General features: G+C 70.0%; 17 protein-coding genes. 14 read left to right on the forward strand and 3 right to left on the reverse strand.

What is annotated here, in order from left to right; genetic code table 11:
• The first annotated feature begins 81 nt into the window (after positions 1-81).
• From ACYVF6_RS26640 to glpX, 5 genes are all read left to right on the forward strand, one after another.
• Entirely contained in the window at positions 82-960 is an 879-nt protein-coding gene (locus ACYVF6_RS26640) for a hypothetical protein (RefSeq protein WP_460525279.1), read from the forward strand.
• A gap of 14 nt (positions 961-974) precedes the next feature.
• A complete protein-coding gene (locus tag ACYVF6_RS26645; protein WP_460525280.1) occupies positions 975-1,403 on the forward strand; it encodes a peptidase inhibitor family I36 protein in 429 nt (142 codons plus the stop codon).
• Positions 1,404-1,484: 81 nt separating this feature from the next.
• Positions 1,485-2,693, forward strand: a complete 1,209-nt coding sequence (gene xseA / locus ACYVF6_RS26650; protein ID WP_460525281.1) for an exodeoxyribonuclease VII large subunit — start codon at positions 1,485-1,487, stop codon at positions 2,691-2,693.
• Positions 2,690-2,935, forward strand: a complete 246-nt coding sequence (locus ACYVF6_RS26655) for an exodeoxyribonuclease VII small subunit (RefSeq protein ID WP_460525282.1) — start codon at positions 2,690-2,692, stop codon at positions 2,933-2,935. The genes xseA and ACYVF6_RS26655 overlap by 4 nt, the downstream gene beginning before the upstream one ends.
• Positions 2,936-2,945: 10 nt before the next feature.
• Positions 2,946-3,980 carry a fructose-bisphosphatase class II family protein gene (gene glpX, locus ACYVF6_RS26660; protein ID WP_460525283.1) on the forward strand — a complete coding sequence of 345 codons (1,035 nt, stop codon included), beginning with the start codon at positions 2,946-2,948 and terminating at the stop codon, positions 3,978-3,980.
• Between the two features lie 135 nt (positions 3,981-4,115).
• Here the strand turns inward: glpX and ACYVF6_RS26665 are convergent, their stop codons facing one another.
• Positions 4,116-4,730, reverse strand: coding sequence for a DUF1707 SHOCT-like domain-containing protein (locus tag ACYVF6_RS26665; RefSeq protein ID WP_460525284.1), 615 nt, complete (start codon positions 4,728-4,730; stop codon positions 4,116-4,118).
• 85 nt (positions 4,731-4,815) lie between these two features.
• Between ACYVF6_RS26665 and ACYVF6_RS26670 the strand changes: the two genes are divergently transcribed.
• The 4 genes from ACYVF6_RS26670 to ACYVF6_RS26685 all read left to right on the forward strand — a co-directional run bounded on the left by ACYVF6_RS26670 (position 4,816) and on the right by ACYVF6_RS26685 (position 8,626).
• Positions 4,816-5,736, forward strand: coding sequence for a hypothetical protein (locus ACYVF6_RS26670; protein WP_460525285.1), 921 nt, complete (start codon positions 4,816-4,818; stop codon positions 5,734-5,736).
• Complete coding sequence (locus ACYVF6_RS26675; protein ID WP_460525287.1) at positions 5,733-6,659, forward strand: hypothetical protein; 927 nt, start codon at positions 5,733-5,735, stop codon at positions 6,657-6,659. The genes ACYVF6_RS26670 and ACYVF6_RS26675 overlap by 4 nt, the downstream gene beginning before the upstream one ends.
• Positions 6,660-6,674: 15 nt before the next feature.
• A complete protein-coding gene (locus tag ACYVF6_RS26680; protein WP_460525289.1) occupies positions 6,675-7,349 on the forward strand; it encodes a spermidine synthase in 675 nt (224 codons plus the stop codon).
• A gap of 122 nt (positions 7,350-7,471) precedes the next feature.
• On the forward strand, positions 7,472-8,626 hold the full coding sequence (locus ACYVF6_RS26685) for a citrate synthase (RefSeq protein WP_460525291.1): 1,155 nt from the start codon (positions 7,472-7,474) through the stop codon (positions 8,624-8,626).
• On the opposite strand, the gene ACYVF6_RS26690 is transcribed toward ACYVF6_RS26685, so the two are convergent.
• Entirely contained in the window at positions 8,584-9,420 is an 837-nt protein-coding gene (locus ACYVF6_RS26690; RefSeq protein ID WP_460525292.1) for an ion transporter, read from the reverse strand. The genes ACYVF6_RS26685 and ACYVF6_RS26690 overlap by 43 nt on opposite strands.
• A gap of 12 nt (positions 9,421-9,432) precedes the next feature.
• A complete protein-coding gene (locus ACYVF6_RS26695; RefSeq protein WP_460525293.1) occupies positions 9,433-10,836 on the reverse strand; it encodes a citrate synthase in 1,404 nt (467 codons plus the stop codon).
• A gap of 17 nt (positions 10,837-10,853) precedes the next feature.
• Between ACYVF6_RS26695 and ACYVF6_RS26700 the strand changes: the two genes are divergently transcribed.
• The 5 genes from ACYVF6_RS26700 to ACYVF6_RS26720 all read left to right on the forward strand — a co-directional run bounded on the left by ACYVF6_RS26700 (position 10,854) and on the right by ACYVF6_RS26720 (position 17,462).
• The gene (locus tag ACYVF6_RS26700) at positions 10,854-12,248 is read left to right on the forward strand and encodes a class II fumarate hydratase (protein WP_460525294.1); all 1,395 of its coding nucleotides are present in this window, start codon (positions 10,854-10,856) and stop codon (positions 12,246-12,248) included.
• Entirely contained in the window at positions 12,245-12,646 is a 402-nt protein-coding gene (locus ACYVF6_RS26705; protein ID WP_460525295.1) for a pyrophosphohydrolase domain-containing protein, read from the forward strand. The genes ACYVF6_RS26700 and ACYVF6_RS26705 overlap by 4 nt, the downstream gene beginning before the upstream one ends.
• 111 nt (positions 12,647-12,757) lie before the next feature.
• Positions 12,758-14,332, forward strand: coding sequence for a vWA domain-containing protein (locus tag ACYVF6_RS26710; RefSeq protein WP_460525296.1), 1,575 nt, complete (start codon positions 12,758-12,760; stop codon positions 14,330-14,332).
• A gap of 42 nt (positions 14,333-14,374) precedes the next feature.
• Positions 14,375-15,055, forward strand: coding sequence for a DUF402 domain-containing protein (locus ACYVF6_RS26715; RefSeq protein ID WP_460525297.1), 681 nt, complete (start codon positions 14,375-14,377; stop codon positions 15,053-15,055).
• 541 nt (positions 15,056-15,596) lie between these two features.
• Positions 15,597-17,462, forward strand: a complete 1,866-nt coding sequence (locus tag ACYVF6_RS26720; protein WP_460525298.1) for an ABC transporter ATP-binding protein — start codon at positions 15,597-15,599, stop codon at positions 17,460-17,462.
• Positions 17,463-17,521: the final 59 nt, after the last annotated feature.

Raw genomic sequence — 17,521 nt, forward strand, 5'->3', positions numbered from 1 at the left:
TCCGGGTTGCCGATCCGGCCTCGTTTCGGCGTACGTTGAAACGATCGCGGGCCGCGCGACGACCGGCCAGGCTCTTGTGGCATGAAGCGAACGGGGAAGCTCACAACGGCTCTCGCCGCGGCGGTCGTGCTCGCCGGCGGCGTCACCGGCTGCGGGGTGACGAACGCCGAGCCACCGCCTGGCAGGGCCCTGACCAGCAAGGAACGCGCGCTGCTCAGCGACGCCGAGCAGATCCTGGTGCAGCGCTGCATGAGCGAAGCGGGGTTCAGGGTCTACCTCACCGACCCGCCGCCGCAGCCCAGCGACCTGCCGTACGGCAACGAGAGTGTCGCGTTCGCTCGTAAGCACGGACTCGGCCTGGGCACCGTCGACCTGGACTCTTATCGCGCCAATCACCCCAACACGCTTTACCTCCAAAGGCTTTCGCCGAAGGCGCAGCAGGCGTACGGCGAGGCGCTACACGGCCGGCGGGGTACTCGCGAGCTGACCATCAAGCTGCCGACCGGGTACACCGTCCAGCAGAATCCGGGCGGCTGCACGGCCCAGGCGCAGGGACAGCTCTACGGCGGTTTCGAGCGCTGGTTCAACGTAAGCACGTACGTCGAGAACCTCTCGCCGTTGTATGCACGGAAGCTCGAGGCCGACCAGCGGTTCCGCAAGGCGCTGAACGGCTGGCAGCGCTGCATGCGCGAGCGTGGACACGACGCCGGAAGCCCGGACGAGCTGCGCGCACAGTTCACCGAACGCAAGCGGGCCAAGGCCGACGAGATCGAGGCGGCCGCCGCCGAAGCGGAGTGCGCGACCAAGACCCGCCTGGTGCGGATCGGCGAGGACCTGGAACAGACCTACCGTAGGCAGGTCTACCAGGAGCATCGCGACCTGATCGCCGACTACCAGGCGCTGTCCGTGTCCGCTTTGGAGCGGGCCCGGACGATCACCAACACGCGACAAAACCATTAGCGGAGGGAATCAGCATGCTGAAGAAGATCCTGTCGATCGCCGGGACGCTGGCGGTAGCGGGCGGCTTCGCCCTGGCGACCGGCCCGGGGATCGCCAGCGCGGACAAGGGCGACTGCCCGGTTGGTGCGTTCTGCGCCTGGTACAACACGCCGTACGAAGGCACGATGTACCACAAGTACGTCAACGGCACCTGGCCCGAGCCGGTCAAGAACGACGACGCGTCCTGGTTCAACAACGGCACGCCGCAGGCCGGCGCCGACCACGTACGTGTCTACGACGCGGCTCCCAGCCCGGACCGGATGACGTTGTGCATCCACCAGGGTGCGTCCGGGTACTGGGGCGGCGAGGCCGACGACGAGGCCGACATGAATGCCGCGGCGAACAAGGGCAACTACCACAAGTGGGGCGGTGAGTGCCGTTCGAGCGAGCCTCAGCTCGACTGATCGGTGACTCGTCGACCGGACCGGCTCGCGGGCTTCCCCGGGCCGGTCCGGCCTGTCGGTGGGTGGGCCTAGGGTTCTCGCATGGCGTTGGAGACATCGCCGGAACACCCGGCTCCCGTACGACAGATCGCCAACCTGCTCGGCCAGTGGGTTGGCCGGCTCGGCGTGGTCTGGCTCGAGGGCCAGGTCGCTCAGCTCACCCGCCGGCCCGGCACGACCGTGGTGTTCCTGACGCTGCGTGACACCGCTGCCGACATCTCCGTGCAGGTGACGTGCCCACGCCGGATCTACGACAGCGTCGACCCGCCGGTGATCGAGGGCGCGCGGGTCCTCGTCCACGCCAAGCCGACCTACTACATCCCGCGCGGCACGCTCTCGCTCGCGGCCGACGACATCCGGCCGGTGGGGCTCGGCGAGCTGCTCGCCCGGCTGGAGCGGTTGAAACGCCTGCTCGCGGCCGAAGGGCTGTTCGCCGCGGAGCTGAAGCGGCGGCTTCCGTTCCTGCCGCGGAAGGTCGGGTTGATCTGCGGGCGCGACTCCGCTGCCGAGCGCGACGTGGTGGAGAACGCCAGGCGGCGATGGGCGGCCGTGAAGTTCCGGATCGAGAACGTCGCCGTGCAGGGGCCGCAGTCGGCCGAGCAGGTGATCGAGGCGCTGCGGCGGCTCGAGACCGACTCCGAGGTCGACGTGATCGTGGTCTCGCGGGGCGGCGGGTCGGTCGAAGACCTGCTGCCGTTCTCCGACGAGGGCATGATCCGGGCGGTGGCTGCTTGTCGCACTCCCATCGTCTCCGCGATCGGGCACGAGCAGGACCAGCCGTTGCTCGACCTGGTGGCCGACGTACGCGCCTCGACCCCGACCGACGCGGCCCGGCGGATCGTTCCCGACGTGGGTGAGGAGGCGGCGCGGATCGTTCAGCTGCGGTCGCGGGCGTACGAGATCGTCGCGGGGCGGATCGAGCGTGAGCGCACCGGTCTGCACAACCTGCGGGCGCGGTCGGCGCTCGGCAATCCCTTGCGCGAGATCGACCGGCGTCTGGAGGACGTCCTGGGCTGGCGCGACCGCGGGCGGCGGTGCCTGCGGCAGCAGTTGGACCGGGCCGGTGATGATGTCAGGCACAACCTGGCGCGGGTGCGGTCGCTTTCTCCGCAGGCAACGCTCGATCGGGGGTATGCCGTGCTGCAGAAGGCCGACGGTGGCGTGGTCCGTTCTCCCGAGGAGGTCACGGTGGACGAGCAGCTCGACGCGCGCGTAGCCGGCGGGCGGTTCCCGGTTAGGGTCGAGTCGTGACAGAGACACCTTCCGCTTCCGCGACGTCGTTGTCGTACGAGCAGGCCCGCGACGAGCTGATCGAGGTCGTGCGCAAGCTCGAAAACGGCGGCACCACGCTGGAGGAGTCGCTGCGCCTGTGGGAACGCGGCGAGGAGCTCGCGGGGATCTGCCAGGCCTGGCTCGACGGTGCGCGCGCCCGGCTGGAGGCCGCCTCCGCGGCGCCCGGCGCGGGTGACGAGCACGAGGACCTCGAAGACTAGGGGTGTTGTGATGACCGAACCGACGGCGATTCCACGGGATCTACGGGTCGACGCCGACGCTCCCGACCGTAACCTCGCGCTCGAGCTGGTCCGCGTCACCGAAGCCGCCGCGATGGCCGGCGGCCGCTGGGTCGGTCGTGGCGACAAGAACGGCGCCGACGCGGCGGCCGTCAACGCGATGCGCACGCTGATCGCGTCGGTTCAGATGCGCGGCATCGTCGTGATCGGCGAGGGCGAGAAGGACAACGCGCCGATGCTCTACAACGGCGAGCTCGTGGGCTCCGGCGAAGGCGCCGAATGCGACGTCGCCGTCGACCCGATCGACGGCACCACGCTGACGGCGAAGGGCATGGCGTCGGCGATCTCGGTGCTGGCCGTGGCGCCGCGCGGCGCGATGTACGACCCGTCCGCGGTCTTCTACATGGAGAAGCTCGCGACCGGACCCGAGGCCGCCTCCGTGATCGACCTCACCGCGCCGATCAGCGAGAACATCCGCCGAGTGGCGAAGGCCAAGCACGGCGCACCCGAGGACGTCACGGTCGTGATCCTCGACCGCCCCCGCCACGAGTCGCTGATGGCCGAAGTGCGAGCGACCGGCGCCCGCATCAAGTTCATCTCCGACGGCGACGTAGCCGGCGCGATCATGGCTGCGCGCTCGGGGACTGGCATCGACCTGCTGGCCGGCATCGGTGGAACACCCGAGGGCATCATCGCCGCCTGCGCGATGAAGTGCCTGGGAGGCAGCATCCAGGGCCGCCTCTGGCCCCGCGACGACGCCGAACGAGCAAAGGCCGTGGACGCCGGCCACGACGTCGACCGCGTACTGACGACCGAAGACCTCGTCCAGGGCGACGACGTCTTCTTCGTCGCCACCGGCATCACCGACGGCGAGCTCCTCCAGGGCGTCCGCTACAGCGGTGGCCACTGCACCACCCACTCGCTGGTCATGCGCTCGCGCAGCGGCACCATCCGCTCCATCGAGTCCGAGCACAGCCTGGCAAAACTCCGCGCCTACGCCGCCATCGACTTCGACCGCGCCAGCTGACACCCGGCACCCGCGCATCGGCGGGCGGCCAGCCCACCGCGCCAGCCGCACGCCTCGCCCGACACCGCACTTCAACCACACCCACCGCCACGCCGCCCGGCGAAGGTAGCCGCGGGTCGGTGGGTCGGGCGGTGGCTAGGCCTTACCCCGCCGCAGCCATTTCTTGAAGCTCTTCGGCGGTGGCTTGGCCTGTACCTCGCCGAGAAAGACGGTGCCTCGGATCTTGATCACCGGTGTGCCGGGCGTGCGCGCGGTGTAGACCTTGCTGTTGCGCTCTCCCAGGATCGTCGTGCCGGGCTCGAGTTCGACGGCGACGTCCTCTGGTACGACGATCTGCAGCTCGCCGAGCACGATCTGGCTGTCGATCACGACCTCTTGCGGCATCGACGCTTCGGTGAAGTCGAGTTTCACCGAGCCGAGGATCGCCCGCACCGTCAGGTGGCGCGGCGCCATCCACTGGCCCTTGATCTTCTGCTCCGAGAAGAACGCGCTCACCTCGCGCACGCCGGCCGGCACCACACCGCCGCCCGCGGTGCTCGACGCGTGCCGCGCGATCTCGCCGCCGGGCAGGTCGCGGGTGACGACGGCGAGCTCGGCGTACGTCTTCGCGGAGTACACCTGCTCCAGCCGCTCATCCAGCTCGGTCAGGGTCAGCCGTCCCTCGGACGCGGCCTGCCGGATGATCTCGGCCTGCCGTTCCCGATCGTCGTCGGACGCCCGAAGGTCGCCCGCGCCCGCGTACGCATCCACGACACCGAGCGTAACGCCTGCGAGCGACGTCCTATCATCTGTTCGGCCCTGGGGAGGGCCGGTTTTCGCCTGGGGAGGGTTCACGATGTCCAAGCGCAGGATCGCTGTGCTCGTTGCCGCCGTTGCCGTACTGCTTCCGTTGCTCGCCGTAGCCGGCTACACAGCCACCACCAAGTGGCTCCTCGCCGGCCCACCGAACGAATGCGACCTGATCCCGCGCCAGGACCTCGAGCAGATCCTGAGGTCCGACGCCGAAGTGACCCTTCGCAGCGCCACTCCGACCAGGGCCGGCGGCTGGGAGTACTACTGCTCCTACCAGCAGCTGACCGACGAAGAAGACCCCGGCTTCCTGTCCGTCACGGTGTCGACGGCCGGCATACCCGTGCCCGACGTCGCTCGCGACGACAGCTCCGAGCGCAGACGATTGAGCGGGCTCGGCGACGAGGCTTGGGTGGGCGAGAGGGCCGCCGGGATGCGCGCCGGCGACATCGACGTCCGGCTGGCCGGGTCCATCGATGGCGGATTCACGCCCGGCGGATTCGAGCAGGCACTGCGCGCCATCTCCGGCCGGCTCGAGACCGTGCCCGAGTTCCCGCGATCCGACCCGGCCGGCGTCTGTGCCCGGCTGGACGCCGCGCTCGTCGAGCGCCTCGCCGGAACGGAACTACCTGGCCGGAGGGGCGTGGTCCGCGAGAACGGCGACGTGAAATGTTCGTTCGAGACCTCGAACGCGATGTTCCGCGTCGAGTCGACCACCGACCTGGAGGGCTTCGACTCGCGCTTCGCACCTGCGAACACCCCCATCACCGGTCTGTCAGCCAAGGGAGCCAGGAAGGTCTCGGAGCTCTCGGGAACCGGGATCACATTCGTCGTCGACGGGCGGCGGTACGACGTGACCCTCAGCCTCGACGGTGAGGAACCGTCGATGGAGAGCACGAATCTCCCGAAGATGGTCGTCGACGCGTTCGCCGCCTGCGGAGACGACCTCGCCGGGTGCAGACGATGACCACGCGCGAGCACAGCCTCCTGATCGCGGCCGGCGCGTTGCTGCTCGGCCTGGCGGCGTGCACCACCAGCCCCGAAGCCGAACCGCCGCGGCCGGAGCCCACCGCCGCAGCCACTCGACAGACCGCCGAGCAGACACCCGACGAGTGCGATCTCCTCTCGGCCGCCGACGTACGCGAGTTCGCCGGAGCCAACGCCGAGATCGCCGATCGGGCGGCCGAGCCCCGCCACGGTGGCGGGTGGATGTACCACTGCACCTACCTGACCCGCACGAACGGCACCTACACCGCGCGCCTGCGCGTCTCCGTGCTGGAGAACACCATCAGCCCCTACCTGAAAGAGCCCGACCTGAAGCAGGTGACCGGTCTCCAGGGCGAAGCGCGGGCAAGCGACACGATGGCCGTGCTGCAGTGGGGCGAGACCTCGGCGCAGATCGATCTCGAGACCGAATCCAGCCGGCCCAGCGCAGCCGAACAGGCGCTACGCAGGGTCGCCGCCCGCTTGGAAACCGTGGAGGCGTTTCCTGCCGTGGACCTGTCCGGTGTCTGCGCGCACCTAGACGTACGAGCCGTTGAGCGCGCCGTCGGTTCCGAGCTGCCAGGCCGCCGGTCAGCGATCGCCGCCAGTGGGGAGGTGAGCTGCGTGTTCGGCGGGACCGAGGCCCGGTTCGTCGTCCGCTCGACCACGAACCCGAAGGACGTGTCGGACAGCCGCGGCGACGCGCACGACATCCGTGTGCCCGGTATCCCGGTCAAGGCCACCGGTTACGCCGAAGGGGTCAGCTTCGTGCTCGGCAACCGCTTGTTCGCGATCGAGGCGCGGCGGGCCGAAGGCGTACTGGTCGAGAAGACCGAGCTCCCGAAGATGGTCGTCGAGACGTTCGCCGCCTGCGGAGACGACCTCGCCCGGTGCCGACCACGCTGACATAGGGTTTCGGCTGTGTCAGAGATCGTGGCCTACGACGAGAGCCCGCGCGGGTCGGCCGCGCTGCGGCGGCGTACCGACGGTGACGGCGGCGAGCCGATCTTCGAGCTGATCGTGAACGGCACGTTCGTCATGGACACCGTCGACAGCTCCACCGAACGCCTGCTCGCCGAGGCCGCCCTCGAGCGCACCGATAGCCCGGGCACAGTCGTCGTCGGTGGGCTGGGGCTCGGCTTCACCGTCCAGGCTCTGCTCGACGACGAGCGCGTACGGCACGTCGACGTCATCGAGCTCGAGCCGGCGGTCATCGAGTGGGTACGCGCCGGCCGGATCCCGCACACCGCCGGCCTGCTCGCCGACCCCAGGGTGCGCACCCACGAGAGCGACATCCGCCGCTGGCTGCCCGAGCAGCCGGACGCCAGCGCCGACGTGGTCCTGCTGGACGTCGACAACGGCCCGGGCTTCCTGGTTCACCTGGCCAACGCCGAGATCTACGAACGGCCGTTCCTCGACGAGCTCGCCCGTGTCCTGCGTCCGCAGGGTGTCGTGGTGTTCTGGGCGGCTGCGCCCGCTCGCCGGCTCGCCAAGCTGCTGCAACGACGCTTCGGCGGCTGCGAAGAACTCCACCGCGTCGTTCAGCGCGACGCCCGCGAGCTCGACTACCACCTCTATCTCGCTCGCAGGTCATAGCCGGCGCGCAGCCAAGCCCCAGTGAGGTTGGTCACGGCACCGGCCACGACCAGGCGCTATGCCAATTACATTGATGCGATCAACATTGACAACATGTTGATCGCGGAGCAACAGTCCTGTGCATGACGACGAACGCGACCAACGGCCTGATCGAGGTACCGCCGGGCCTCGCCGGAGTGGCCGTCACCGACACGACGCTCGGCGACGTCCGCGGGCTGGAGGGCTTCTACCACTACCGGCAGTACTCCGCCGTCGACCTGGCCAGAACCCGTTCTCTGGAAGACGTTTGGCACCTCCTCCACGAAGGCGTCCTGCCCGACGCGAGCCGGCGCGCGGCGTTCGCGGCCAGAGTCGCGCCGTTGCGGCACGTCGACCCGTCCGTCCTCGCCCTGCTGCCCGCCGTCGCGCACAGCACCGACGCGCCGATGACCGCCCTCCGCAGCGCGATCTCCCTCGCCGGAGCGGCCGCCGGCCTGCGGCCGCTGTGGGATCTCGACGATGAGACCCGCCGGAACGACGCGTTGCGCATCTCCGCGCAGGTGCCGGCGTTGCTGACGGCCCTGCACCGGCTGCGCCACGGCCAGGAGCCGATCCCGCCCCGCGAGGACCTGCCGTACGCCGCGAACTACCTCTACATGATGACCGGCGAGGAGCCGGATCCCTTGTACGCAAGGGCTGTCGAGCGATACCTCTGCCTCACCGTCGAGCACGGCTTCAACGCCTCGGCGTTCACCGCCCGCGTGATCGCGTCCACCGGCGCCGACCTGGCCGCGTGCGTCGTCGGCGCGATCGGCGCGCTGTCGGGGCCGCTGCACGGTGGCGCGCCGAGCCGGGCACTGGACTCACTCGACGCGATCGGGACACCCGACAACATCGACCCGTGGGTACGCGAGCGCATCCTCGCCGGCGACCGGATCATGGGCTTCGGCCACCCGATCTATCGTACGGAGGACCCGCGGTCGCGCCTGCTGCGCGAGACCGCCGAAGAGCTCGGCGGGCCACTGGTCGACTTCGCGGTGCAGGTCGAGAGCCGTGTACTGGCACTGCTCGCCGAGCTCAAGCCGGAGCGCCAGATCCACACCAACGTGGAGTTCTACGCCGGCGTCGTGATGGAGTTGTGCGGCCTGCCGCGCGACATGTTCACGCCGACGTTCGCCTCCAGCCGCGTGATCGGCTGGTGCGCGCACATCCTCGAGCAGGCCCACGGCCGTAAGATCATCCGGCCGTCGGCGCGTTACGTCGGACCGCCACCGCCCGAGCGCGTACCCTCGGCCTGAGTTTCCTCTCGCAGGGCACGGATCTCCGCGCGCAAGGCGGCCAGCTCGTCGAGGACGACGGCGTCGGTCGCCTTGTCCTGTTGGCGTTCCTGCTGGTGCGCCGCCTCCTCGTCGTGGCGGGTGCCTTCCATCGCGCTGACCATGACGGCCAGGAAGAGGTTCAGGACCACGAACGTCGACACCAGGATGTAGAGGAGGAAGAACAGCCACGCCGTCGGGTGCTCCGCCATCACCTGCTGCGCGATCTCCGGCCACGCCTCGCCCGTCATCACCTGGAACAGCGTCCACAGCGACGTGCCGAGGTCGCCGAAGTACTCCGGCGCCGTTCCGCCGAACAGCTTCGTCGACATCACCGCGGCGACGTACATCACCATCGACAACAGCCCGACGATCGACGCCATCCCCGGAATCGCCGACAGCAGGGCGTTGACGACCCTGCGCATGCTCGGCACCACCGAGATCAGTCGCAGGACGCGAAGCACGCGGAACGCCCGGAGCACCGACAGCCCGCCGGTCGACGGCAGGAGGGAGATGCCGATGATCAGGAAGTCGAACCAGTTCCAGGCGTCCCGGAAGAACGACAGCCGGTACGCGTAGAGCTTGAGCAACAGCTCGACCACGAAGATCGTCAGGGCGACCTTGTCGATGACGTGGAGCGCGCCGCCCGCCCGCGCCATCACCGAGTGGGACGTCTCGGCGCCGAGGGTAACGGCGTTCAGCAAGATCACGACCGTGATGGCGTGCTGAAAGCGCGGTGCCTCTACCAGGCGGCGGGCGCGTTCGCGTGACGTCACGACTACTTCCTTTTACGAATCCTTTGCGGGCGAGGCTCCCGTATACAGGGCTCGCGGCCGAAATCGCAAACGATGTGGGTACTCCTCGGTCGCGTGCGCGATCAGCCCGGCCATCCGTGCCAGCAGGAAGACCACCTCGCCCGAGCCCGGCGTCAAGCCGAATTTGACGACGAGCGCGCCGAGGGCGAGGTCGACGTTCGGAGCGGGCATGCCGCGCTGCTCCATCTGCTGGAGTACGTGTTCGATCACGGCGTCGAGTGGGCTGGGGCCCGCCTGCCGGACGAGGTCGAGCAGGAGGTCGGCACGCGGGTCGCGGTACTCGTACACCTTGTGCCCGAAGCCCGGCACCCGCTCGCCCGCACGTAGCCGCTCGCCGACGACATCATGCCCGTCGGCGGCCGAGCGCAGCATCGTCTCGACGGCGGTGGAGACCGCGGCGTGCAGGGCGCCACCGCCGGCGGCGAGGCCGGTGGAGAGGACGAGGTACGGATCCGCCCACGCCGACGCCGCGACTCGGGCGGCCAGGGTGGAGGCCGCCAGCTCATGGTCGGCGAGGAGGGCGAGGGCGGCGTTCAGGGCGTCGAGCTGAGGTACGGTCGGGGCGGCCGGGCTCAGCCTCGACCACAGGCGGTGCGCGATGGACGTACCGGCGGACGGGCTTCGCTCCGGCAGACAGTCCACGACGGCGGCGACCGCATGGCGCCCGGCCCGAGCCACCGAAGCCGCCCGCCGATCGTCTCGATGCGGGTCGACAGCAGGAATCGCCGCGACGACCACCCGCATCCGGTCGACGGCACGAGCGGAATCGGGCAGTGCGGCAGCCACCCCCCGACCGACCCGCACCATCGCGTCCGGCGCCCGCCACGGCTCTGGGCCAACCGCACCGCCCGCACTGCTACCCGCACCACCGGCACCGCTCGGGCTGCCAGTGCCTTCAGGCTCCCCGGCGGCAGCCGAGCCACTCGCGCCGGCTAAGCCACCAGTCGCCTCGGCACGGCCCGAGTCATCCGAGCTGCTCAGGTTGCCGAGCGCGTCCAAACCGCGTGGGCCGTCCGGGCCCTCGGAGCTACCGGGGTTGTCTGATGTTCCCCACAGGAGCTCGGCCACCTGCTCGAACGACCACGTAAGCGCCAGGCGCGTCGCGTCCTCGCCTCTGTAATACAGCCCGCCGGCCGGGTCGAGCAGGGTCAGCTCGGTGTCGATCACGACCTCCAGCGCACCCGCCCGCCCACCTCGTCGCTGGCGGGCGGCCAGTCGTTCGACCTCCGCCCGCGCGAAGCGCGACGAACGCCGGTCCGGGCCCTGGTGCCGCTGCAGTACGCCGCGGCTCACGTACGCGTACACGGTTTCCGGCTTCACCCCCAGCAGGTCGGCGGTCTGCTGGGTGGAGAGCCAACGCGGTGTGTCGGTCGTCACGGTCATAGAGTCTGCCCATGGCCGAGGAGACTGACTACCGCATCGAGCACGACACGATGGGCGAGGTACGCGTACCCGCCAGCGCGAAGTGGCGGGCGCAGACCCAGCGCGCTGTCGAGAACTTCCCGATCTCGGGTACGCCGCTGGAGTCGCAGCACATCCGGGCGCTCGCGCAGATCAAGCGTGCCGCCGCCCGCGTCAACGCCGAGCTCGGCGTGCTCGACACCGGCCTGGCCAAGGCGATCGAAGAGGCCGCGACGCACGTCGCCGAGGGCCGTTACGACGACCACTTCCCGATCGACGTCTTCCAGACCGGCTCCGGCACCTCCAGCAACATGAACACCAACGAGGTCATCGCGACGCTGGCGACCGAGGCTTCCGGCCAGGCCGTCCACCCGAACGACCACGTCAACGCCTCCCAGTCGTCCAACGACGTCTTCCCCTCCTCCATCCACATCGCCGCGACGAACGCCGTCCTCACCGACCTGCAGCCCGCCCTCGCGCACCTGGCCGAGGCGCTGGAGAGCAAAGCGACGGAGTTCGGCGACATCGTGAAGTCCGGCCGTACCCACCTGATGGACGCGACGCCGGTGACGCTCGGCCAGGAGTTCGGCGGGTACGCCGCCCAGGTGCGCTACGGCATCGAACGCCTGGAGGCCGTACTCCCCCGCGTCGCCGAACTGCCGCTCGGCGGCACCGCGGTCGGCACCGGCATCAACACGCCGCCCGGGTTCGCGCAGAAGGTGATCTCCGAGCTCGTCGCATCGACCGGCCTGCCGCTCAGCGAAGCGCGCAACCATTTCGAGGCGCAGGGCGCCCAGGACGCGCTGGTCGAGCTGTCCGGCCAGCTGCGCACGATCGCCGCCGGGCTCTACAAGATCGCCAACGACATCCGCTGGATGGGCTCCGGCCCGCGGACGGGCCTGGCCGAGCTCGCGCTGCCCGACCTGCAGCCCGGCTCGTCGATCATGCCGGGCAAGGTCAACCCCGTCCTCTGTGAGGCGATGCGCCAGGTCGTCGCGCAGGTCGTCGGCAACGACGCGGCCGTCGCGTTCAGCGGCTCGCAGGGCGACTTCGAGCTGAACGTCATGCTGCCTGTGATGGCGCGCAACCTGCTGGAGTCGATCCGCCTGCTGTCGAACGTCTCGCGCCTGTTCGCCGACCGGCTCGTGGCCGGGCTGGTGGCCAACTCCGAGCGCTGCCTGGAGTACGCCGAGTCGTCGCCGTCGGTGGTGACACCGCTGAACAAGTACATCGGATACGAGAACGCCGCGAAGGTCGCCAAGACGGCATTGGCCGAGCGCAAGACGATCCGGCAGGTCGTACTCGAGCAGGGCTACGTCGCGCGCGGCGACCTGACCGAGGAGCAGCTCGACAAGGCGCTCGACGTCTTGTCGATGACCCATCCGTGACCGAACCCATGAGCGCAGCCGGCAAGGTACGCGAGTTCCACGAGGCGTTCGGGCTCGGTGTCGCCGCCGAGCCCACGCCGCGGCCGGAGACCTGGAAGCTCCGGATCGCCTTGCTGCGTGAGGAGTTCGAGGAGTACGTCGCGGCGGCGGAGGCCGGCGATCTCGTGGAGGTCGCCGACGCGCTGGCCGACATGATGTACGTCATCTACGGAACGGCCGTCGAGTACGGCATTCCGCTGGACGCCGTACTCGACGAGGTGCACCGGTCGAACATGAGCAAGCTCGGCGCGGACGGGCGGCCGGTGTATCGCGAGGACGGCAAGGTGATGAAGGGCCCGGCCTTCCGCCCGCCGGATGTCGCTGGTGTGCTCGAGAAGACAACGAAGCGGTTTCGTTAACCCGCTGAGATCCTCCCCGGCAACCATGCCGCCCATGGTGAGCGTCGTACCAGCTGTACCTCGTTTTCAGCCTGACCGCATTCAGGCAACGACCGAGCTGGGAGGGGACCCATGCGTGCCCTACGTACGTGTGCCATCGCTGCCATCGTCGCCCTGGTGGCGCTGACCGGGTGTTCGGAGCGAGGCACTGCCCGCAACGTTGACACCGCATCGCGTCAGGACGCGGCGCAGAAACCCGCGCCGAAGCAGGCGAATCCGCAACAGGGGAACGGATCTCAGCGCGAGTCCGACGACGCCCTGGCCCAACAGCCCGATGCCAGGGTGAACAAGGGCGAACCACTCGAGAGCAAGGCGCAGAGCACGCCGCTGTCGACGTTCGCGATGGACATCGACACGGCATCCTACGACTACGCACGCCGTACGATCCAGGACGGCCGCCTGCCGTCAGGTGAGACGGTACGGCCGGAGGAGTTCGCCAACGCGTTCCGCCAGGACTACCCCCAGCCGGCCGGCGACGGCTTCTCGGTGACAGCCGACGGCAGCCGGATGCCTGCCTGGGGAGGCGAGGACGCCGCCGAATCCGTACGCCTGTTGAGGATCGGGCTGCAGACGCGCGACGAGACGACTGCCGCCCGGCCCGATGCCGCGCTGACGTTCGTGATCGACCGATCCGGGTCGATGAACGAGCCCGGGCGGCTCGACCTCGTACAGAACTCCCTGCACACGTTGGTCGATGCGCTTCGTCCGACCGACTCGGTGGCGATCGTCGGGTACAACGACGAGGCCAGTGTCGTGCAACGCATGACCCGCGCGGCCGAGCGATCCGAGCTGCACAAGGCGATCGACGCGCTGAGCGCCGACGGCAGCACGAATCTCGAAGCGGGCTTGACCACCGGCTACACCATCGCACGGGAGGGCTTCCGCAAGGGCGCCACCAACCGCGTCATCCTGCTGTCCGACGGGCTCGCCAACACCGGCAACACCGAGGCCGACCCGATTCTCGGACAGGTCCGCGAGCAGGCCGGCAAGGGAATCGCGTTGCTGTGCGTGGGAGTCGGCAGCGAGTACGGCGACGCGCTGATGGAACGCCTTGCCGACAAGGGCGACGGGTTCGCGGTCTACGTCAGTGAGCGGCGGCAGGCGGAGAAGCTCTTCGTCAGCAGACTTCCCGCGACGCTGACTGTGCGGGCGCTCGACGCCAAGGTGCAGGTCTCGTTCGACGAGCAGGCGGTCGACACGTACCGGCTGATCGGATACGACAACCGGGCGTTGGCAGCCGACGACTTCCGTAACGATCAGGTCGACGGCGGCGAGGTCGGTCCCGGACACAGCGTGACGGCGCTGTACGTCGTCCGGCTGCGTTCCGGCGTGAACTTCGAGTCCGATCCGCGGGTCGCCGAAGCGCGCGTTCGCTGGCTGGATCCGACGACCCGTAAGGCAACCGAGATGTCGACGACGGTCACCGCCGGGCAGCTAGGCGGCACCTACACCGCGGCCGACGAGCAGGCGCGGGTGGCCTACACCGCGGCGGCGTTCGCGGAGGTGCTGCGGGCGGGCGCGGGGGCGACCGGCGTGCGGTACGCCGACCTGTCGAGAGAAGCCGATCAACTCGCCGGCCGTTCCGAGGACCGCGACATCTCCGACCTGGCCTCGATGATCCGGCAGGCGTCGAAGCTGTCGAGCTAAGCCGTCCGGTGGGTGTGGCGCCCGCCGGTATGGTCGGAGTTGATGCTCGACACGAACCCCAGCACGCTCCGACCATCCGGCGAGCCGCCGTATTGGGAGCCCGGCACGCAGATCTGGTGGCGCTATCGCCGGCCCGGCTGGCAGCCCGGCCAGGTCGAAGGCATCCGGCCGATGCGCGTCATCCAGGACGACGCGACGGCGCTCGTGGCGTGGCTGCCGTCGGACACACCGATCGTGAAGTCGGTACGCGCGGACGGCTCCGACAACCGGTCGGCCGGCCTGGAAGAGATGTTCGTAGGCGAACGAAGGTCACGCCGGGCTCGGTGGCTGGGCAACGGAACCCTCAAAGTCGCCCCGACGGGAGTGCCGTGGTCGGTCTGGCTCTTCTGGGCGGCGGACGGAACCTTCAGTGACTGGTACGTCAACCTGGAAGACCCGCACCAGCGCGACGACCGCAACCTCGTCACCAGCGACCACGTACTCGACGTCGTGGTCAAACCGGACCGGCGGATCCGCCTGAAGGACGAGGACGAATTGGCGGCGGCAGTGGTCGCAGGCCGCTATACGGCCGAGGAAGCGGCCCGCATCCACGCCGACGCGCAGAGGGTGGAGGCGCTGGCCCGGCAATGGGCCTCCCCCTTCTGCGACGGCTGGGAGCATTGGCGGCCGGAGGCCGGATGGCCGCTGCCGCAACTCCCGGACGGCCTCGCCACCGACTTCTGAACCGGCCGACGTGGCCAGCCGCCGTTGACGCCGCCGGCCGGCGCCGGCCGCTGGGTGACCGCCGCCACTCCCCGACGGCACCGCCACCGCCATCCGAGCCGGCCGACGCGACACCCGGAGCTCACGCCACTTGCCGCGAGCCAGCCGGCCGCCGCCGCAACTCCCCGACGACATCGCCACCGACTTCCGAGCCGGCCGGGTGCGGCCAGCCGGGCTTGACGTCGGCAGTCACGCGCACATGTCGGTGCCGCAGCCTAAGCTCCTGTCCATGGGCTTCCGTTGGCGAACGTAGCCGCCATCCGTCCCCGCCACCCGCGCAGGCACGACACCGCCGCCACAAGTCACTCGCGGATGTCGGTGCCGCAGGCTAGGGTTTCGCTCATGGGTTTCCGTTAGCGAACGTAACCGCCATCCGTACCCCATCGCCCGCTCAGGCATAGCGCCGCCGCCGCGAGGTCCCCCAGTGGTGCCCGCGTTCACCCGACCGGTTCATCACGTCGCGGCGTTGCTTGGCGCCGCCCGTCCCGCGAGGCGATGTCTCTTGACCACAGTCGAATCCGCGCGCCCTGGTGGCGTGTTCGCCGCGATCCGGGCGCGCCGCGCCGCCCGGCGAGCGGCGCTGTCGTTGTTGTTCCGCGCGTTCCCCGGCAGCACCCTCCTCCTGGCCGCGTTAGCCCTGCTGGCCGGCATCGCACCGGCGGCGTTCGCGGCTCTCGTCGGCCGCGTCGTCGACCAGGTGCCGGCGGCCCTCACCGGCGGCCTCGGCAGCGCACCAGGCCGCCTGCTCCTCGGCACCCTCGCCGCGGTCGCTGTCGTGCTGGTCGCCCAAGAGCTGGTCGGCGCCGGCGCCGAGCTGGTCTCCACAGCGCTCTACCGCCGCTACGACGGCTACCTCCTCGGCCGCGTCCTGCACTCCACCACCGCCGGTACCGGGTTGGAGCTCTACGAAGATCCCGCCCTGTCCGCCCAACGCGACCGCGCCGCGCAGATCGCACGCTACGGCCCGGGCGAGCTGGTCGGCGGCATCACCGCGCAGTGGACCGCCCGCGCCCAGGGCCTCGCGGCCACCGTCCTGGTGGCGACGATCGAGCCGTACGCCGCCGTCCTGCTCGCCGTCGTCTGGATCGGCGTCGCTGTCGGGCTGCAGACCAGCTACTACCGCGCCGATCCGTTCTGGACCGACCCGATGCGGCGCGCCGCCTACCTCAAGGACACCGGCCTCCGCTCGGAATGGGCCAAGGAGCTGCGCATCTTCGGCCTCGGCGACTGGATCGTCGGTCGCTTCACCGCCGAGTGGACACGCGTGATGCGCGAGCTGTGGCGGGCCCGGCGCACCGACTACCGTGCGCTGGCGGTCATCGCCGCCGTCCTCGTGACCGCGCACGCGCTGACACTCGCCTGGGTCGCCCACGCCGCGACTGCCCACACCCTGACCCTCGGCACGGCCGCCGTACTCGTCCAGGGCCTGCTCGGCATGGCCGCGATCGCGAGCATGGAGGGCGACGTCTGGATCGAGAACGGCGCGGTGCCCATCCCCGACGTCGTGCGGTTCGAGTCCGGCGTACGCGAGCTCGCGAAGCGGCACCCGGCGGCAACGGCCAACGCGCCCGAGGTGGAGCAGGACATCCGCTTCGAGAACATCGGCTTCGCCTACCCCGGCCGCGAACCGGTCTTCGACGGGCTCGACCTCACCGTGCCCGCCGGCAGCTCGCTGGCCGTCGTCGGGCTGAACGGCGCCGGCAAGACCACGCTGGTGAAGCTGCTCACCGGACTGAGCCACCCCCAGCGCGGCCGGATCCTGATCGACGGCATCGACCTCGCCGAGATCGACCCCGACCGCTGGCGGCAACGCATCGCCGCCATCTTCGCCGACTTCGTTCGCTACGAGCTCCCGGCCAGCGACAACATCGGCCTCGGCGCCGTCGAGCACCTACGCGCCCCCGACCTCGACGAGCGCGTCCACCGTGCGGCCACCAGAGTCGGCGTGGCCGACCTGCTCACCGAGCTCCCCGACGGCCTCGGCACCACGCTGTCCCGCCGCTACGAAGGCGGAGTCGACCTGTCCGGCGGCCAGTGGCAGCGCGTCGCGCTCGCCCGGGCGATGCTCGCCGTCGAGGCCGGTGCCCGGGTGCTCGTGCTCGACGAGCCCACAGCCCACCTCGACGTACGCGCAGAGGCCGATATCTACGACCGGTTCCTCGACCTCACCGCCGGCCTGACGACGCTGGTGATCTCGCACCGCTTCTCGACCGTACGACGGGCCGACCGCATCGTCCTGCTCGACGGCGGCCGGATCACCGAGCAGGGCTCCCACGACGAACTGCTGGCAGCCGACGGTCGCTACGCCCACCTGTTCCGCCTGCAGGCAATGCGCTACCACGCGAACGGAGACTCCGACGATGACTGAAGCCCCGCACCGCGCGGGCCTTGCTCAGCATCGCCCGCCAGACCGACCAGCGCCACATC

The organism is Flindersiella endophytica (assembly GCF_054779015.1).

Excerpts from the sequence above, each read along its gene's own strand:
- ACYVF6_RS26675 (WP_460525287.1), top strand. The coding sequence starts at position 5,733 with ATGACCACGCGCGAGCACAGCCTCCTGATCGCGGCCGGCGCGTTGCTG.
- ACYVF6_RS26700 (WP_460525294.1), top strand. The coding sequence starts at position 10,854 with ATGGCCGAGGAGACTGACTACCGCATCGAGCACGACACGATGGGCGAG.
- glpX (WP_460525283.1), top strand. The coding sequence starts at position 2,946 with ATGACCGAACCGACGGCGATTCCACGGGATCTACGGGTCGACGCCGAC.
- ACYVF6_RS26645 (WP_460525280.1), top strand. The coding sequence starts at position 975 with ATGCTGAAGAAGATCCTGTCGATCGCCGGGACGCTGGCGGTAGCGGGC.
- ACYVF6_RS26670 (WP_460525285.1), top strand. The coding sequence starts at position 4,816 with ATGTCCAAGCGCAGGATCGCTGTGCTCGTTGCCGCCGTTGCCGTACTG.
- xseA (WP_460525281.1), top strand. The coding sequence starts at position 1,485 with ATGGCGTTGGAGACATCGCCGGAACACCCGGCTCCCGTACGACAGATC.
- ACYVF6_RS26640 (WP_460525279.1), top strand. The coding sequence starts at position 82 with ATGAAGCGAACGGGGAAGCTCACAACGGCTCTCGCCGCGGCGGTCGTG.
- ACYVF6_RS26715 (WP_460525297.1), top strand. The coding sequence starts at position 14,375 with ATGCTCGACACGAACCCCAGCACGCTCCGACCATCCGGCGAGCCGCCG.
- ACYVF6_RS26710 (WP_460525296.1), top strand. The coding sequence starts at position 12,758 with ATGCGTGCCCTACGTACGTGTGCCATCGCTGCCATCGTCGCCCTGGTG.
- ACYVF6_RS26685 (WP_460525291.1), top strand. The coding sequence starts at position 7,472 with ATGACGACGAACGCGACCAACGGCCTGATCGAGGTACCGCCGGGCCTC.